Raw genomic sequence first — 16,900 nt, forward strand, 5'->3', positions numbered from 1 at the left:
TTCAACCCTGCTAATAATTAGTTATTGCGTTCTGGTCCATTTGCGCTTCTCTGCCACCAGCTCATGAAATCTCCGATCCAGTCCGGCTGCCTCAGCCTCCGACCGGATTGGCATCGACAAGCGGCTGATCGTCTCGGCCAGCTCGCGTTCAATCCTCATCAGTTGCTCAGTCTGCTCTGCCTCGGCATAGGACGTTACTCGTCCTTCAGCTGGCGTTCCCGGTATGCCCCTGCTCTCCTCACCGGACTCGCCAAAATACCATTCTCCGCCGCCTTTCAACGTTAACCGGTGCGTAGCAACCGCTTGGACTAGCCTTCGGTCATGCGCAGCAAACAAGACGGTTCCGGGATATTGCTGTAATGCCGCCTCCAACTGCTCCCTAGCAAACACATCCAAATAATTCGTCGGCTCGTCGATCAACAGCATATTGTAAGGACCAAGGAACAGCTTCGCCAACGCCGCCTTGACCCGCTCGCCCCCGCTTAGCTGACCAGCCTCCTTAAAAATCGTCATGCCCCTTGAACAGAGTACGGGCAAGAACAGTACGCACATGTGCATCAGGATAGATGGCAGTGGACAGAACGTTATCCAGTACGCTCTTCGACTCGTCCAGCAAGGACAAGTCCTGGCGGAAATAACCGATTCGGCAGCCGGGAGCCTTTACAATACTTTCACCTTGCCCATAGATAAGACGAAGCAGCGTCGTTTTACCCGCTCCGTTTGGTCCGGTTAAAGCAATCCGCATCCCCGGCCGGATCGCAACAGAAAGCTCACTGAATAAGAAACGATCCGGCAGTTGGACGCTCAACCGCTCCACCCGGAGTACATGCTTACTGCGGCATAATTCATGAACAGCTGTGTCGAACAGTGGATGCTCCGCCTCACGCGGCTTGTGCTTCACATCAAGCCTCTCCAAGCGGCTCTCGAGTGCTTTCGCTTTCGAATCTACCTTGGAGTTGCTCGTTCTAGCTCCTTCTTTGCCCAGGTTCGCTTCCTTGTAGCTCATGCGGGCAGGTTTGTTCTTCATTGATTTGGATTGTTGTCTGGTTGCAATGATGGCTCGCTCCAGCCGTCCCTTTTCCCTCGCATACTGCTCATATTCGAAGTGCCGGCGCTGCCTTGCCGCTTCCTTTTCCTTGCGGTAGCCGGAATAATTGCCGGAATAGATGGTGATCGCTTCTTCATCAAGCTCCATTATATGCGTACAAATCTCATCCATTAGCTGGCGGTCATGGGACACAAAGACCACGGCCCCGTCATAGGAAGCAAACGCTTCGCTCAGCTGTCTCACGCCCTCCTCGTCGAGATGGCTTGTCGGTTCGTCAGCGATCAGCACCTCTGCGCCGCTTGCGAACAACTGCGCGATTTGCTGCCGCGTACGTTCCCCTCCGCTGCCATGGCTTTCCGCCTCGTCCCTGGCTATCGTTTTCCAGCGCTTCGCGGATGCTTTGTCTCCTAAGTCAGTTCCGCCATCTTCCGCTGCAACATAACCATCTACAAAATCGCTTTCCGCCGCATCGCCTTTCGCCCCAGCCGCCTGCTTCATCTCCGCAATCGTTCCGAATCGCTTCACTGTGCCTTCATCCGGCTCCATCCGTCCCGCGAGTACAGCTAGCAGCGTCGACTTGCCTGCACCGTTCCGGCCTACGATACCAACTCTGTCACGCCGCTCGAGCTGCCAGCTGCCGTCCAGCACTCCCAGCAGCCGGTCACCTATCATTAGTTTCACTTGCTCCATCGTCATCAAAGTCATAAAAAAAACCTCCCCAGTCGAATTAAATACATTCGCTCTGAAGAGGATTATGGACGCCATTAGAACACCATTAACGAATAACAGACAGCAAACAAACGCTGGCCGCTTCGTACAATGAGCCTTCGATATAGGGAAACCTATCCGGAAAAATGGGCGCAATAATCCTATCTTCAGAAAAAGAAACAACTGCTATGTTTCGATACTTACTCTCTGAATACATAAGATTAGTTCTCCATCGTCCTCGGACACCTGTTCCTCTCTCGTTATCGATTAGTCATTGCTTTTCCATTATATGTACGATCTAGATAATCGTCAAACGCTAATTGTCCGCATGCAGAATAAAATCTCTACTTCACAATAGCAATCGCGAGGCCGTCATACCCCGGAAGCACTGTGCTGGTCAGACGCTCGTCCGATGCGATCCGTTCATTGAACGCGCGCACCGACAGTACAGCCGGCCCACCCTTTTCCGGATTGATTGTCCGTCCGCGCAGCAGCACGTTGTCGCCAACGATAACCGCGCCGGGATTAGCAAGCTGAATAGCATAATCCAAATAAACAGGATAGCCGTCTTTGTCCGCATCGATGAAGAAAAAATCGAACCGCCGTCCTTCTCCCTTCAGTTGTGCCAGACTTTCCTTCGCATCGCCGATGACATATTCAACTGCCTCACCAAAACCCGCTTCCTTCATATGCGTCAAAGCAACCTCCGCATATTCCGCTCTCAGCTCCAGTGATGTGAGCAGCCCGCCTTCACCAAGCCCTCTAGCCAGACAAATGCCGCTATAGCCGCCAAGCGCGCCGATTTCCAGCACATTTTTCGCACCAGCCAATTGGACAAGCATCGTCAGCAACCGCCCGTAGCCGTCGGAGATCGAAATATCCGGCATCCCTTTCTCGGCTATCCCTTTTTTCGTCCGCGCCAGATCGGCGTCTTCGCCGTATAATCCGTCCACATATTGTTCATCCGTCACTTCGATGCACCTCTTTCCAATTTTACAATTTGTAAAAGCATCCTGCTTTGCCCTATACTTGATTGTATGATTTTGTCCGTGAGGAAACAACTTTGTTTTTAACGAATAAGGGGAGAATGAACTTTTATGACTACAATTAACCTGATTGCGACCGCACCGATGGGACTAGAGTCCGTCGTCGCGCGCGAGCTGAAGGAGCTCGGCTACAATGACCTGCAGGTGGAGAACGGCCGCGTCCGTTTCACCGGGGAGCCGATCGATATTTGCCGAACAAACTTATGGCTCCGCTCTGCCGGACGGATTCTTGTCAATATGGGCGAGTTCCGGGCGACAACGTTCGAGGAGCTGTTTGAAGGAACTAAAGCGCTCGACTGGCCGGAATGGATACCGGAGGACGGTGAGTTTCCGGTAAACGGCCGCTCACAGAAATCTCAGCTGACCAGCGTTCCTGCTTGTCAGAGTATCGTGAAAAAAGCGGTCGTCGACAAAATGAATTCGCGTTACGGAACGGAATGGTTCCATGAGGACGGCGGCAAATACGTGATCGAAGTCACTCTGATGAATGATCATGCGATGCTGACGCTCGATACGACTGGCGCTGGCTTGCATCAGCGCGGTTACCGCAAAGTATCGACGGAGGCTCCGCTTCGCGAGACGATGGCCGCATCACTCGTTCAACTAAGCCGCTGGCAGCCCGACCGGCCGCTCTATGACCCTTTCTGCGGCTCCGGCACCATTCTGATCGAAGCGGCGATGATCGGATGGAATATTGCACCAGGACTCCGCCGCAGCTTCAACAGCGAAGGCTGGCCGCTTGTGCCGGACGAGCTGTGGGACGAAGCAAGAGATGAAGCTTTCGATGCGGTAAAAGATGATATTCCGCTGCAGATCGCCGGCTCTGACATCGATCCTCACGCAATTGAAATTGCAGAAGCGGCTGTGAAGAAGGCCGGCTTCGGCAAAGAAATCAAGCTCGAAGTGCTGCCTGTTGCGAAAATCAAGCCGCAAGGCGACTACGGTGTCATCATTACAAATCCGCCTTACGGCGAGCGGCTGGGTGACGATAAGGAAGCCGAGAAAGCGATCCGCCAATTTGGCCTCTCTTCACTTCATATGCCGACATGGTCGTTTTTTGCCATTACACCAACTAAGGAAATCGAGCACTACTTCACACGTCCTGCGGATAAGAAACGCAAGCTGTTTAACGGCAGGATTCAGACGGATTTCTATCAGTTTTTCGGGCCGCTTCCTCCCCGCAAGTAGCGGAAGCTGTACGGGAAAGGATCTTACAACGTTATGCTTGATATGAAACAGAACGCCGTCAGACGCGGGATGCGGCTGACGCTGGAGTCATTTCAGCGCCTGAAGGGTCTGGACTTGTTGCTTTTCTTCATTGGCATGATGGCCAAAGTCTATCTGTTTGATGCCATTATTGCCGTACCCAACATGGCCATGAACGGCTTTGATACAGTTGTTGCGATTGGAACGCTGGCACTGGTTTGCTTCTGGACGGTATGGCTGCCGGTGCGCGGCCGGATTATCGCCTTGATTGCAAGCAGCATGCTGCTTTCTTTCATTATGTATGCCGACCTTATCTATTACCGTTACTTTCAAGATTTAATATCAGTTCCCGTTCTTATGCAGGCAAGCCAGGTAGATTCACTTGGCGAAAGCATCTGGACACTTCTGGAAGCCCGTGATTTCTGGCTGCTGGCAGATTGGCTTCTGCTCGTACCGTTTGCTTACTATACGCTTCGGCACGGACGAGCCGATCTTCGGAATCCTAGCGGAGATTACCATAGAAGCGGAAGGAAACGTTGGCCCTTCGCTGCCATTCAAATCGTGTTAGGCTTTGCCATCTTCTTCATGGGCGCTTCCCTGTCGATTGGCAACATTAATATCGCCAAAAAAACATGGGCGCAAGGACTGTTCGTCAACAATTGGTGGAGTCTCTCCCTCTATAACGTAACGGGCGTTGTCGGCTTCCACGGTTATGACGTCTACCGCTACGCGAAGGAACGGCTGAATACCGAGCAGGTGTCCGCTGAGGCTGCCGCTGGAATCCAGCAATGGGCGTCAGACCGGGGTAACAGCCGCAAGCTGCTGGAGGGTGACCCTGCTTTTGGGGCTTATAAAGGCAGCAATGTGCTGCTGGTACAGGTTGAGGCGCTGCAAAACTTCATGATCGGCAAGTCGATTGGCGGCGAAGAAATTACGCCTAACCTGAACAAGCTCATGAAGGAAAGCGCCTATTTCAGCCAGTTTTATCATCAGACGTCGCAAGGCCGGACCTCGGATGCGGATTTTCTGGCCAATTGCTCGCTGCAGCCGCTCGTTAGCGGATCTGTCTTTATCCAATATGCGGGCCATACGTTCAACTGCATGCCGCAAACGTTAAGCGACAACGGCTATGCCGCTACGGTGTTTCACGCCTATGACGGCGGCTTCTGGAACCGCAATACGATGTATCCCCGTATGGGCTACGATACCTTTTACAGCAAAAAACATTTTGCGCTGAATGAACCGATCGGGTGGTCGCTGGGAGACGCCTCCTTCTTCAGCCAGTCTGTCGACGTCATCACAGAGCAGAAGCAGCCTTTCTACTCTTTCTTAATCACGCTGTCGAGCCATCATCCGTTCACGATGCCGCAAGAGCATCAAGTACTGAAACTGGGCGATCTTGAAGGCACATTAATGGGCGACTACCTGCAGTCCGTTCATTATGTAGATGCTGCTCTCGGCTCGTTGGTAGAAAAACTTAAGGCTGAGGGGCTTTGGAAAAAATACGATTTTCGCGCTCTATGGCGACCATGATAACTCCATTAAGGATTGGGAGCTCTTCGAGACGTTTCTAGGCAAACCGCTCAATGACTTGGAGCGGCAAATGATCCTGAAACAGGTTCCGTTCCTGGTTCATCTGCCGGATGGCGCCTATGCAGGAACGCATACTAACGCCGGAGGCCAGCTCGACGTCACGCCTACTTTGCTTCATCTGCTTGGCATATCAACCGCAAACGACACGCTGCTCGGAACGCCGCTGCTTACGGAACATGCCTTAAGCGGCAAAGGAGACAAGCTTGTCGTCCAGCGGAACGGCGCATTCACTGACGGCACCGTCTACTATATGCCATCCTCGGACGGCATTGAAGCTAACCGCAAGTGCTGGAATATTGCCGAGAACAAGCTTGGATCTACAGCGCCATGCCTCGCTCATTCAGCAGAGGCAGCCTCTGAGCTGACGATGTCGGATCAGATCATTACGCATGATCTAATCCCGGTATTTAAGGAAACCGAAGCCGCTGAGGCCAACGTTGCCGCAGCAGCCGGAGAAAATTAACTGTCATCAACGATGAAGCCCCGCCTTTCATGCCATCCCGTTGGGATAGCCGAAAGGCGGGGCTTTTGCCTGTTATGGCGTATTTGTTGTCCGCGGATGTTCTTTAAGCCAATTCAGCACATCGTCAATGGTCTGAACCGGAACGATTCGAAGCTTCGGCGCTCCCGATCTGGCGTCCGCTTCGAGCTCAGCTGGAACGAAAAACACTTCGGCATCCGTCCGGCTGACGGCATAAGCCTTTTGCGGGACGCCGCCGACGAGCCCGATTGAGCCGTCCGCCTCAATCGTACCTGTACCAGCCACGCGCCAGCCGTTCGTAACGCCTCCCGGCGTCAACTGATCGATTAGCGCGAGCGTCAGCATCGCGCCATGCGACGGGCCGCCCAAATGCGCGATATAGCTGTTGTAGTGGACCGACCGCGGAATATCCGCATGCAGATCATTGCTTACGGAAATGCCGAATACGGCCCGCTCCGGCAATGTATCGGTTGCCTCAGCCCGGCGTGTCGGAGCCTCAACGTCGAGCTCCTCTCCTTTTCGGCGCAGCCCGACCTTTACTGCATGACCGGGCTTCACCTCTTCGGCCATAATGGCGGTCATCTCTTCAATCGTCGCCACTGGCTTGCCATTCAACCGGGTAATGATATCGCCCGGCTGCAAAATATTTTTGACGATACTATCTTTAGCTAATGCCATCACAAGCACGCCTTCGCTCGTCATTCCTTTGCCAAGCCCAACCTTCTGCATGGCAATTGCGCTTGCAACGCTGTTCGCATCGGTCTTCATTTCCACCACTTGCGTATAGGCTTCTGCCAAAGGCGGCTCATTTTCGCTTTTGCGTTCAAAGGTGTACTCCGGCAGCAATTTGGCATACAGCCAGTCCGCCGGAACGGCAGGACGATCAAAGACGAGCACCCCGCTTACGCTGCCATGCGGCGTTCCGCCTTCGGCATGAGCGTAGCGGTTCATCGCGATCGTCATGGCCGGATAAGTAACGCGATAATTGGTCGGATAGGCCAGCGCTGCGAGCAGCAGGACGGTTACAGCAAAGGTCAGCAAACCTTTCACAGGCAGCAATCGCCGCCATCCTCGAGCGCCTTTAGCCGAGATTTCACCCCCGCATAGATCAGCAATCACCAAGAGCAGGCTGGCGGCTATCAATCCGATTGCCGTTATCAGCTTAGTAGGGTTTACAGCAATATAACATACCGCGATAACGTTCACTATAGCAGCCAAGCATCGCAGCGACAGCAACAGCTTTTTCGCACCACGATGGGTTTTCAAAAGGCTAGCAAGCCCCGTCACCGCCCCTGCTCCCCATAAAACCGGAATAATAGCCAAGCCGTAGAGCAGGCTGTCGATCATCTCGATCCATAGCCGGCCGGAAGATGTATGTATCGGCGCTGGCAGCCAGATCAGCTCCACAAATACGATAACGGCAAACATAAAGATGATGCCAGCGTAGTAATACCGGAAATGCCGATTATTCATCAATAAACCTCCAGATCGGAATAGCCTGCAAAAACTGATTCAAAAAAGACCCAACATCGCTGTTGAGTCTCCTGCCTCCGGCTTACTTCACATAAGGCCGAATCTTTTGGATTGCTTCATCTTCGTCTGCCGCTTTCACATAACGTCCATTAATAAAAATGAATGCATAGCGGGCGCACGGCCCGCAATAGGATTTGCAGCCTACCCGGATTTCGGCGTCGGGTGCCAGCTCCTGGAGCTTCGGCACAATCGACTTAACCCGGACATGCTTGCATTTATCGCATACGCGTATGTCGTTTGCCATCAATAATCTTCCAATCCGGCAAGCGGAATAGCCGGAGCAACCGGCGCACCGCTTTTATTTATTTAAATGATTAGTGTTCGCCGTTATTTCCTTTGGACGGATTCGTTACAGCGAAGCCTTCTTCCGGCACATAGAAATAGTCGATGCGAACGCCGTCGAGGAAATCATTATCCTTCTCCAAAATAACGTCGATATCTTTGTCAGTCGATACGACGATATCTTTATCTGTCGGCTCATCGACAGCAAGACCGTAATGCGCATGATCGCCATGCGCGTGAGTCACGTACACGCGAAGCTTTTTGCCTTCATTTTCAGGCTTGTCCAGCTCAAGTTTTAATATCTTTGCAGCATTGCGCGTAATTTTGCAGTTCATGTCTCTCGCTCCTTTTGTATGAAAAGATGCCCATGGCAAGCTTTATATTTTACTATTATACTTGTTCTCCATGTATCGAGCAAACCATTGTGCAACCAGCATCGTGACGGCAATATCGTCAATCGGCATATACGGAAGCACATCCGGCAATACCCAATAAAGAAGCACGGGAATTAGGAACAGCAGCTTGTCCCGCAGCGCAACATCCTTTGAGCGAAGCAGCCGGTACACGCGGACAAACGTATTCCGCCAATATCTCAGAGAAAACAATTTGCGCATAGGGCACACCTCTTTTTCTAACGAAATACTTTTCGTCATTATAGCATAAGCATGCCCTAATTTCGCAAACGATTTAGCGGTGAAGCCGCATCCCCTCTGTCAGTAGCGGCTGCAGCGCACGGTAAATCGAGTCAAACTGTTCAGCAGGCAGCGGATTGGCCCCTAGTCCCGCTTCGACCGTAAAGCCCGGGCGCCGGTATCGCTGAATGAACCAATCTTTATATCCTGCATCGCTGCCGCTAAGCTTAACCGGCTTATAGCCGCTGGCACGGCCGAGCCTATTCGCCAGCTTCTCCGATTGTTCGGGTTCATAATTGCGGTAGTTCCAATAAATTTCTTCACCTTGCGTATGAAGCGCAATGACCGTATCGAACTCCAGCGAATTAGTCATGTTGGCCAGCGCCAAAGCCTCCGGCTCGCTAAGCGGATAAGGACCCGGATAATCGCGGGGACCGGGTCCAAACCTGCCTCTGCGTCTGCACTCTTCATCCCAGTGGGCCGGGAACTGGTCGTTAAGGTCCACTCCCCGGGCATTGGCTTTCCATTGATCGAACTGCTCTGAGCCGTTATTCCACTGCAATAACTGACTGTAGAACGGATGATCGGGACGAATTCCCCTTACTGCCAGCTCCACCCCGTCCGGATTGAGCATTGGCACAGCCCACAACGTGACTTCTTTATAAAGCCGGCTAGCGCTCTCGCCACTCAGCCAGTCATCTCCATTGCAGGCGGATGCCCAATCTTCGACATAACGCATAAGAAGCGCCGACGTCATCCATTCATTGGCATGACAGCCGCCGTTCATATGGACGCGGCGCTCGCCGTTTCCGCATTTTAACGCAAGAATCGGACGCCCTAGCACCGTATGTCCAATCACGTAGCCTTCCACAAAAGGATACTTTCGTATAACCTGCAAGCAATCCTCGACTAATTCGTCATAGCCGTAATTCGATGGGTTTCGATGGAATTCGCTCAAGCCGCCACCTCACATTCCTCATAGCTGGTATCTCTACATGCTATTCGAGGGAGATGGCTGCCATACCATGGTGCATGAAATCAGCCGATTTGCAGCTCCAGCCATACGATTGGAGCCAGCTCCAGCTGCTGCCCCAGCCACTGCTGGGCAATCTCCTTGAACAAGGCCGGTTCACCGCTGCACAGAAATTGATGCACAGGTATCTGATGGCCTCTCGCCAGCTCACCGTTTTCTTCGAGAATTAACCTCGCCTCGCGGGCCGTCTCGTCTGCCGAGCTGATCAAGCTAATGTTAGGGCCCATTACCTCTTCAATCATTTCCGAGAGGAAAGGATAATGCGTACAGCCCAGTATCAAGCTGTCCATTGGAGAATTGCGTAAATGTCCGATTGATTCCCGTATCGTTTTGTACGTTTCAGAGGAGCGGAAATGCCCCTTTTCCACTAAAGGAACAAACAACGGGCAGGCTTTGCTAATGACTTGAATTTGCGGCGACAATTCCTTGAGCGCTTGCTCATAGGCTCCGCTGCGGATCGTCCCTTCGGTTCCGATGACGCCTATGCAGCCGGATGTCGACCGCCCTATTGCCGCTCTCGCTCCCGGCTTAATGACGCCAACGACTGGAACACCGACCCTGCGGCGTATATCCTCCAGTGCAAATGCTGTACTTGTGTTGCATGCTATTATAATCATTTTTGGACGGAACTGATTCAAATAGTCCACGATCTCACGCGTGAAGCGCGTTATCTCTTCGGGAGAACGAGGCCCGTAAGGTGCCCTCGCGGTATCTCCGAAATAGACGATTTTCTCGTGCGGCAGCTGGCGCATAACCTCTTTAGCGACAGTTAAGCCGCCTACACCTGAGTCAAGTATCGCAATCGGTTGCTGCACAAACACACCGCTTTCCTTCTACATGATCTGTTTATAGTGGCTATATGACCTGCGACTTCAATAGCATATGAATACAAGGGTGAAAACGTACCTTATTATTGCCAGCCATTTAGAACGGCTTCTGCAGCGGTTAAATGGCTGGCAGACAGCAAAAAAGGCTGACTCCTAAAAGGAATCAGCCTTCTGCAGCTATGGAATCTAGAACTTAATTAATGGTAAGCAGCTGCTTATCCTCAGCCGATGCATCCTGCTCATTCTCGTCAATCACTTCAGCGTCGCCGGCATCAATAGCGGAAAGAATGGCTTCCGGCTCAATCGTTTCTTCAACGCGGCGTTTCGCTGTACCCGTTGCCACAGCGGCGGCATGCTTCGCTCTGTCTGCAAGCTGCACCGCTTGATCGCCCAGTTGGCGTGCAATGCGTCCGGTTGTGTCACCCACTTGACCAGCTGCCCGCACCGTTGCCTCTTGCACTTTATGCGCTCCAGCGGAAATGTCCTGACGCAGCTCCTTGCCTGCTTTCGGTGCTAACAGCAATGCCGTAATGGAGCCTACAACGCTGCCTGCCAATGCTCCCAGAAGAAAACCTTTCGTTTGTTTACGATTTGACATATTATTCGCTCCCTTCATTCTTATGACGCTCTTCGCCCTGATGATCGGACCCGGTTTCGTTATGGCGCTTGCGGTTAGTTTGCCATAGCTGCCAAGCTGCCATACCAAGTTCAGCCCATTCGAACGCCTCGCCGAGCTGACGCTGCTCCGCTGCCCGCTCCGCATGCCGGATCGCAGACTGCGACAGTGTTGATGTTACCCGGTTTACGGCGGATGTCGTATGCTCAATCGACTCCCCAATTTGTCCGGCGGCTTCAAATAGACGGTTCACCGATTGCAGCTGCTGCTGTGCAGTAAGGATCGTCTTCTCCGCAGGATCTGCAAGGGCAGTTAACCTTACAGCTGTCGCCTGCATATGGGCCATCATGGTTTCCGTTGATGCTTGAACAGCTTTAAGCCGGTTCAGCGCTGCTTTAATGCCAAGCAGCAGACCCGCCGTCACTATTACAAAAGCGGCTGCCGCAATCGCGGCACTCCATTCCATTACGTCCATATGCCTGCTCCTCCTCCGCTCCGGGCAATTGGCGATCCGAATCGGGCGAATGCCCATTTCGTAATGACAGTATAAGCAGCATGGGCTCGTCTTGACACAAAAAAAAGCCGATTGCGCAAAGCTGCAGCAACAGCTTCCCAATCGACTCTTCCTTGGACTTATCCAATTAATTCTCGTTCAATATATTGCTCAACCGAAGTTTTGAAGACGAGCAGCTGTTCCGCCATTATCCGTGACTGCGGATGAAGCTCGGCGCGCTGCCAGTCATAATAGTCTTGAACGAGCGGCTTCCGCAATTTCACAAGCGCGATAAACGGCTCTTGCAGCTCCTTAGGAAAGGCGCCTTCTTCACCGATAATTTCGATAATATCCTCATAGCTGCTTGCGTCGCGCATAATAAAGCCATCGATCAAATAGCTTCCGACATCTGTAATCGTCTCGATTGCCAGATGGAGCGCACGCTCCTGTGCCAGCCCCTCAATGAGGGAACCGCTCCACTGATCAGCTAGTGAGCGAAGCGCTTCCGAGATGGCGGGAATCGCCTGCAGCCGGACTCCAATTTGTTCACGATTCACATAGTACATAGAGGCTTCTCCCGCTTTCAGTCTTGCTTTTTGGATTTCGCTTTCCGTTTCAGCCAAGCCGCCATTATGACGGCGCTAATAATGACAACAAACAAATACGTCATTAATTGATATGCGTCTTCACCCATAGTAACCGCCAACCCTTCCTTAGCTTACAAAGTCGACGCTGACGGATGCTTCGCGAACTTGCGTCATATGTTCAATTACTTTTTGATGCACAGGATGTACCTGATAAGCATTCAAACCGTCCAATGATTCAAATCTCGTAATGAGGGCGATATCGTAAGAGCGCTCCGAATGCAAGACGTCGATGCCGACTTCGATGAACTTCAGCTCTTCAATTTTCCCTTCCATATTGCGTAGAACAGCAGCCGTTGTCTCCACGCTCTCCGGGCTTCCGTCCTTTAATTTGAAAAATACGATATGTGTCAGCATTCGTTCTTTCTCCCCTCGCGTATGTAATCGAATGACATGCATCCTTTTGTCACATAATAACCCAAGCAGCTATATTCAAGCAACAAACAACAGCCAACAAACTAATCAAACAAGGCTAGAGAGGACGATTTGTTATGCGTTATCCTGTTACGTTTGCCGCTACGGTAATCGGACTTGCTCTTTGCTTATATAATTCAACCGGCTATGACCCGCATAATTTCGTTTTTTTCCATGTTCAGCGTTCCCGCCTGGTTCGTAGATCTATTTGTCGATGTACATGATGTAAGCGTCATGCTGATGTACGTCCTGACCATACTGACTTGGGCTCTACTCGGCTTTATCGCCGATACGCTCATTGCCCGCGGACGCGGAAAAAGCGGCAGACGAAGCAAGGTCTGAATAATGCGCAAAAGAGGAGCCCTGTACGGCTCCTCTTTTTTGATGTCGTTAAGCTGCTTCAACAACCAGCTTCGTTTTCATTTCCAAGTGGCCTGTGCCGCAAGGAACCGAGCAGTGTATTTCATACACGCCGGGTTTGTCGAATTCAAGATTCGTCTCCAGCTTATCGCCTTCAAGATCAACGTTCAGCTCATCAATCTTCAGGCCGTGAATGCCGCTTTTGTTTTGAAGCTTGAGAATGACCTTGTCGCCAACTTTAACTTTGTACTCTTCTTGGTCGAACGTGAAATCGCTGTTAGCTTGCACTTTTACGAGTACGGTACCCTCTGGAAGTTCTGCCGACTCATCCTTAGGCTTCTCGGGCAGACCGAATGTCAGCAAATAAACTGCCAATAAAGAAGCTGCTGATAATAGTACGAACATGATCCACTTATGCATTGCTCCGTGCTCCCCTTTTCGAACGTAGTGTTTACTTCTTATATTACATAAGATCGTCCGAAGTTCTCAACCTTAAACTTGAGATTAGGGAAAAGTTTTTTCTTGATTATGACAATAAAATGAACATTACGGATGGATGCTTGTAAATAATGGCTCAACCCCCTTACACCTTAGTGAACAAAATTGCCGTTAGTTTTTGTCCTTGAGCACCTGAATAATTTTCCGCACCCGATCCGGCAAAGGCAGCCCAAGCCGTCCATAATTTTCGGTAATGGATATCAGTTCATTGGCGATATAAAAATAGGTAGCCGCCCCCATCGTTGCATTATTAAGATCAAGCAATATATCAACGCGGTGCGCCAGTAAGATAACGAGCAGCATCAGTCCTTTTTTCGCCAATCCCCATGCGCCAAATAAACTATTTAATCCCTTACCCTCTTTAATAGATGCCAATATTCCGGACACATAATCAATACCCATTGCCACAACTAATACCGTTAGTGACTCCACCCATCCCCCAAATGCAAAAGTAATGATGGAGCCGAATGCGGCGCTTACGGAACAAGCTTTAACCCACAGCAATAGCCGCCACCCCGCTCTCTTGAAGTTTAATCATTCTCCATATTCTATGCGCCAGCGGTGCAGGCTGTCCTATGCACTTACACAACATTGCTAGAATTGGACGAGGCGGGTGATGCTGCAAAAAACAGCCATCGCCGCTTGGATGTAAGCGGCGACGGCTGTTCTTTTAACCCAATTCTAACCGGCGCTTGGCTCCGAAAGCGAAGCTTTCCCCGTGAATTGGCTATTGTACAGATCGGCGTAAAAGCCGCCTGCAGCAAGCAGTTCCTCATGAGTTCCCTGCTCGATAATGCTGCCTTTGTTCATGACGAGAATAAGATCGGCATCGCGGATTGTCGACAGCCTGTGAGCGATAACGAAGCTCGTTCTCCCCTCCATCAGCTCATTCATTGCTTTCTGGATGTATACCTCTGTACGTGTATCGACGCTGCTTGTCGCCTCGTCCAGAATAAGAATAGACGGGTCGGCCAATATGGCTCTAGCGATCGTCAGCAATTGCTTCTGGCCTTGCGATATATTGGATGCTTCTTCATTGAGGACCGTCTCATAACCGTCAGGAAGCGTCCGAATGAAATGGTCGGCATGTGCAGCCCGCGCTGCACTGACGACTTCATCCTCAGTGGCACCCTCTCGCCCATAAGCGATATTATCGAGAATCGTGCCATTGAACAGCCAGGTATCTTGAAGCACCATGCCGAACATCCGGCGCAGCCCGCTTCTTCTCATGTCCTCAATCGGAACGCCATCAATCGTAATACGGCCGTCATGCAGTTCGTAGAACCGCATCAATAGGTTGATGAGCGTCGTTTTCCCCGCTCCTGTCGGTCCGACAATGGCTACTGTCTGTCCCGGCTTAACGTCGATATTCATATGATCGATTAATACCGTATCCGCACTGTAGCCAAACTTCACGTTGTCGAAGCGCACCGCCCCCCTCGGAGATGCAATCGATTTGGCATCATTAGCTTCCGGTACTTGCTCTTCCTCGTCCAGCAGCTCAAATACTCTTTCCGCTGAAGCGATGGTCGATTGAATAACATTGGAAATGTTGGCAAGCTGCGTAATCGGCATGGTGAATTGTCTCGTATATTGGATGAAAGCGAGAATGTCACCGAACTCAATCGCCCGCTTCGTCACAAGAATACCGCCAACAATGCTGACGAATACGTAACCGATATTGCCGATAAGGCTCATGATCGGCATAATGATACCGGAGACGAATTGCGCGCGCCAGCCGGACTCGTACAGCTTTTCGTTCATCTCGTTGAATTCCGCGACAGAGCGATTCTCATGTCCGAAGGCCTTCACAATTTTATGACCTGTATACATCTCTTCCACATGTCCATTCAGCTTGCCTAGCTCGGCTTGCTGGCGAACGAAATACGTTTGTGACTTTTTTGGCGATGATGCCTGCTGCGACAAGGCTGACCGGTATCGTCAAGAATACGATGAGCGTCATGAGCGGACTAATGGTCAGCATCATTACGATAACGCCAATTAACGTAATAAGCGACGAGATAAACTGGGTCAAGCTCTGCTGAAGCGTTGAACTAATATTGTCCACGTCATTAACAACCCGGCTTAAAATTTCACCGTTCGTCCGCGAATCATAAAACTTGAGCGGCAGGCGGGCGAACTTCTCATTAACCTGCTTACGCAGATCGTATACGGTACGCTGTGCCACGCCAGCCATTAAATATTGCTGCAAATAACTGAATACCGAGCTGATGGCGTAGAGCAGAATCAGCTTCAACAGTATGAGATTTACGGTATCGAAATCGATATGCGCATCCGGATTGCCCTGGATTCGGCCAATTACGCCCTTCGACAGTTCGGTAACGGCTTTCCCCATAATGTCCGGACTCAAAATGCTGAATACCGTACTGAGTACGGCAGCCAGCAATACGAAAATAAGCTTAAACCGGTGGGGCTTTAAATAAGTGACAAGCCGAAGCAGTGTGCCCCTGAAGTTTTTCGCCTTCTGTACAGGCATCCCCATGCCGCCCATTCCCGGACCCATGCCGGGGCCGCGCATCGGGCCGCCTGGAGGACGGCCGCCTTGCGGCCCCTTATGCTGCTCACTCATGCGATTTCCTCCTCAGACAGCTGTGATGCGACGATTTCCCGATAGACTTCAGAAGAGGCCATCAATTCGCGATGATTGCCGATACCGGCAATCCGTCCTTCTTCAAGCACGATAATGCGGTCGGCATCCATAACCGTGCTGACACGCTGCGCAACAATCAGTACCGTCGCCTCGCCAGTCTCCGAACGGAGCGCTGCACGCAGCTTGGCATCGGTCTTGAAATCAAGCGCCGAGAAACTATCGTCGAACAAATAAATTTCAGGCTTTCTCACGAGCGCCCTGGCAATGGACAGACGCTGTTTTTGTCCCCCCTGACACGTTGCTTCCGCCCTGTGCAATAACCGAGTCATAGCCGTTCTCCATGCTGCCGATAAAATCGGATGCTTGCGCAATGGCTGCCGCATGCCGGATCTCTTCATCGGTGGCGTCTTCCTTGCCATATCTGATGTTATCCGCCACAGTACCGGTGAACAGCACCGCCTTCTGCGGCACAAAGCCAATCCGCTCACGCAAATGCTGCTGTGTCATGCTCTTTACGTCAACACCGTCAACGAGAACCTGCCCCTCATTCACATCATAAAAACGGGGGATCAAGCTGATCAGTGTGGACTTGCCGGAGCCTGTCCCGCCAATAATAGCAGTTACCTCTCCTGGGCCTGCCTGGAAAGATATATTCGAAATCGCCGGTTCCTCCGCGCCGGGATAACTAAAGGCCACATCTTTAAACTCCACGTAACCTTGTCTCGAAGCATTCGTCTGAACCGCATCCTTACGGTCTGTCAGGCTTGGCACCAGATCCAGCACTTCATTTATCCGTACAGACGAGGCCTGCGCACGAGGAATCATAACGAACATCATAGACATCATGAGCAGAGAGAACATAATCTGCATCGCAT

19 protein-coding genes and 2 pseudogenes are annotated in these 16,900 nt (G+C 51.5%); 4 read left to right on the top strand and 17 right to left on the bottom strand.

What is annotated here, in order from left to right; translation table 11 throughout:
• Nucleotides 1-21: 21 nt before the first annotated feature.
• The 3 genes from TY10_RS29740 to TY10_RS09975 all read right to left on the bottom strand — a co-directional run bounded on the left by TY10_RS29740 (nt 22) and on the right by TY10_RS09975 (nt 2,727).
• Nucleotides 22-513, bottom strand: a complete 492-nt coding sequence (locus TY10_RS29740) for an ATP-binding cassette domain-containing protein (protein WP_052350459.1) — start codon at nt 511-513, stop codon at nt 22-24.
• Complete coding sequence (locus tag TY10_RS09970) at nt 500-1,753, bottom strand: ATP-binding cassette domain-containing protein (RefSeq protein WP_052350460.1); 1,254 nt, start codon at nt 1,751-1,753, stop codon at nt 500-502. Before TY10_RS09970 ends, TY10_RS29740 begins: the two co-directional genes overlap by 14 nt.
• A gap of 347 nt (nt 1,754-2,100) precedes the next feature.
• On the bottom strand, nt 2,101-2,727 hold the full coding sequence (locus TY10_RS09975; RefSeq protein ID WP_420329393.1) for an O-methyltransferase: 627 nt from the start codon (nt 2,725-2,727) through the stop codon (nt 2,101-2,103).
• Nucleotides 2,728-2,853: 126 nt separating this feature from the next.
• Here TY10_RS09975 and TY10_RS09980 point away from each other — a divergent pair, with 126 nt between their 5' ends.
• Genes TY10_RS09980 through TY10_RS32230 form a run of 3 tightly spaced genes read left to right on the top strand, consistent with a single transcriptional unit; the run spans nt 2,854 to nt 6,064 of the window.
• A complete protein-coding gene (locus TY10_RS09980; protein ID WP_042162893.1) occupies nt 2,854-3,990 on the top strand; it encodes a THUMP domain-containing class I SAM-dependent RNA methyltransferase in 1,137 nt (378 codons plus the stop codon).
• A 33-nt stretch (nt 3,991-4,023) separates the two neighbouring features.
• Entirely contained in the window at nt 4,024-5,541 is a 1,518-nt protein-coding gene (locus TY10_RS09985) for a sulfatase-like hydrolase/transferase (protein WP_052350461.1), read from the top strand.
• 7 nt (nt 5,542-5,548) lie between these two features.
• Nucleotides 5,549-6,064 carry a hypothetical protein gene (locus TY10_RS32230; protein WP_337588344.1) on the top strand — a complete coding sequence of 172 codons (516 nt, stop codon included), beginning with the start codon at nt 5,549-5,551 and terminating at the stop codon, nt 6,062-6,064.
• A 72-nt stretch (nt 6,065-6,136) separates the two neighbouring features.
• Here the strand turns inward: TY10_RS32230 and TY10_RS09990 are convergent, their stop codons facing one another.
• The 10 genes from TY10_RS09990 to TY10_RS10035 form a co-directional block, all read right to left on the bottom strand.
• Complete coding sequence (locus TY10_RS09990; RefSeq protein ID WP_042162894.1) at nt 6,137-7,555, bottom strand: PDZ domain-containing protein; 1,419 nt, start codon at nt 7,553-7,555, stop codon at nt 6,137-6,139.
• Between the two features lie 82 nt (nt 7,556-7,637).
• Nucleotides 7,638-7,859, bottom strand: a complete 222-nt coding sequence (locus TY10_RS09995) for a YuzB family protein (RefSeq protein ID WP_042162895.1) — start codon at nt 7,857-7,859, stop codon at nt 7,638-7,640.
• Nucleotides 7,860-7,929: 70 nt separating this feature from the next.
• Nucleotides 7,930-8,232, bottom strand: coding sequence for a heme biosynthesis protein HemY (locus TY10_RS10000; RefSeq protein ID WP_042162896.1), 303 nt, complete (start codon nt 8,230-8,232; stop codon nt 7,930-7,932).
• Nucleotides 8,233-8,274: 42 nt separating this feature from the next.
• The gene (locus tag TY10_RS10005; protein ID WP_042162897.1) at nt 8,275-8,511 is read right to left on the bottom strand and encodes a hypothetical protein; all 237 of its coding nucleotides are present in this window, start codon (nt 8,509-8,511) and stop codon (nt 8,275-8,277) included.
• 73 nt (nt 8,512-8,584) lie between these two features.
• A complete protein-coding gene (locus tag TY10_RS10010) occupies nt 8,585-9,487 on the bottom strand; it encodes a M14 family metallopeptidase (RefSeq protein ID WP_042162898.1) in 903 nt (300 codons plus the stop codon).
• A gap of 80 nt (nt 9,488-9,567) precedes the next feature.
• Entirely contained in the window at nt 9,568-10,377 is an 810-nt protein-coding gene (gene racE, locus TY10_RS10015) for a glutamate racemase (protein ID WP_042162906.1), read from the bottom strand.
• Nucleotides 10,378-10,582: 205 nt separating this feature from the next.
• On the bottom strand, nt 10,583-10,987 hold the full coding sequence (locus tag TY10_RS10020) for a YtxH domain-containing protein (RefSeq protein ID WP_042162899.1): 405 nt from the start codon (nt 10,985-10,987) through the stop codon (nt 10,583-10,585).
• A gap of 1 nt (nt 10,988) precedes the next feature.
• Nucleotides 10,989-11,480 (bottom strand): DUF948 domain-containing protein, encoded by a 492-nt coding sequence (locus TY10_RS10025; protein WP_042162900.1) that lies wholly within the window; start codon nt 11,478-11,480, stop codon nt 10,989-10,991.
• A gap of 158 nt (nt 11,481-11,638) precedes the next feature.
• On the bottom strand, nt 11,639-12,064 hold the full coding sequence (locus tag TY10_RS10030) for a DUF86 domain-containing protein (protein ID WP_042162901.1): 426 nt from the start codon (nt 12,062-12,064) through the stop codon (nt 11,639-11,641).
• Between the two features lie 147 nt (nt 12,065-12,211).
• On the bottom strand, nt 12,212-12,499 hold the full coding sequence (locus TY10_RS10035; protein WP_042162902.1) for a Dabb family protein: 288 nt from the start codon (nt 12,497-12,499) through the stop codon (nt 12,212-12,214).
• Nucleotides 12,500-12,703: 204 nt separating this feature from the next.
• Here TY10_RS10035 and TY10_RS29745 point away from each other — a divergent pair, with 204 nt between their 5' ends.
• Nucleotides 12,704-12,898 carry a hypothetical protein gene (locus TY10_RS29745; RefSeq protein ID WP_238327528.1) on the top strand — a complete coding sequence of 65 codons (195 nt, stop codon included), beginning with the start codon at nt 12,704-12,706 and terminating at the stop codon, nt 12,896-12,898.
• 48 nt (nt 12,899-12,946) lie between these two features.
• On the opposite strand, the gene TY10_RS10045 is transcribed toward TY10_RS29745, so the two are convergent.
• The 4 genes and pseudogenes from TY10_RS10045 to TY10_RS10060 all read right to left on the bottom strand — a co-directional run.
• Complete coding sequence (locus TY10_RS10045; protein WP_042162904.1) at nt 12,947-13,336, bottom strand: cupredoxin domain-containing protein; 390 nt, start codon at nt 13,334-13,336, stop codon at nt 12,947-12,949.
• 189 nt (nt 13,337-13,525) lie between these two features.
• Nucleotides 13,526-13,918 (bottom strand): phage holin family protein, encoded by a 393-nt coding sequence (locus TY10_RS10050; RefSeq protein ID WP_238327529.1) that lies wholly within the window; start codon nt 13,916-13,918, stop codon nt 13,526-13,528.
• A 177-nt stretch (nt 13,919-14,095) separates the two neighbouring features.
• Nucleotides 14,096-16,004, bottom strand: a pseudogene (locus tag TY10_RS10055) (ABC transporter ATP-binding protein).
• Nucleotides 16,001-16,900: pseudogene (locus TY10_RS10060) on the bottom strand (ABC transporter ATP-binding protein); the annotation flags it as partial. The pseudogenes TY10_RS10055 and TY10_RS10060, both read right to left, overlap by 4 nt.

Origin of the sequence: Paenibacillus gorillae, from assembly GCF_000513275.1 — a bacterium.
Taxonomy (GTDB): domain Bacteria; phylum Bacillota; class Bacilli; order Paenibacillales; family Paenibacillaceae; genus Pristimantibacillus; species Pristimantibacillus gorillae.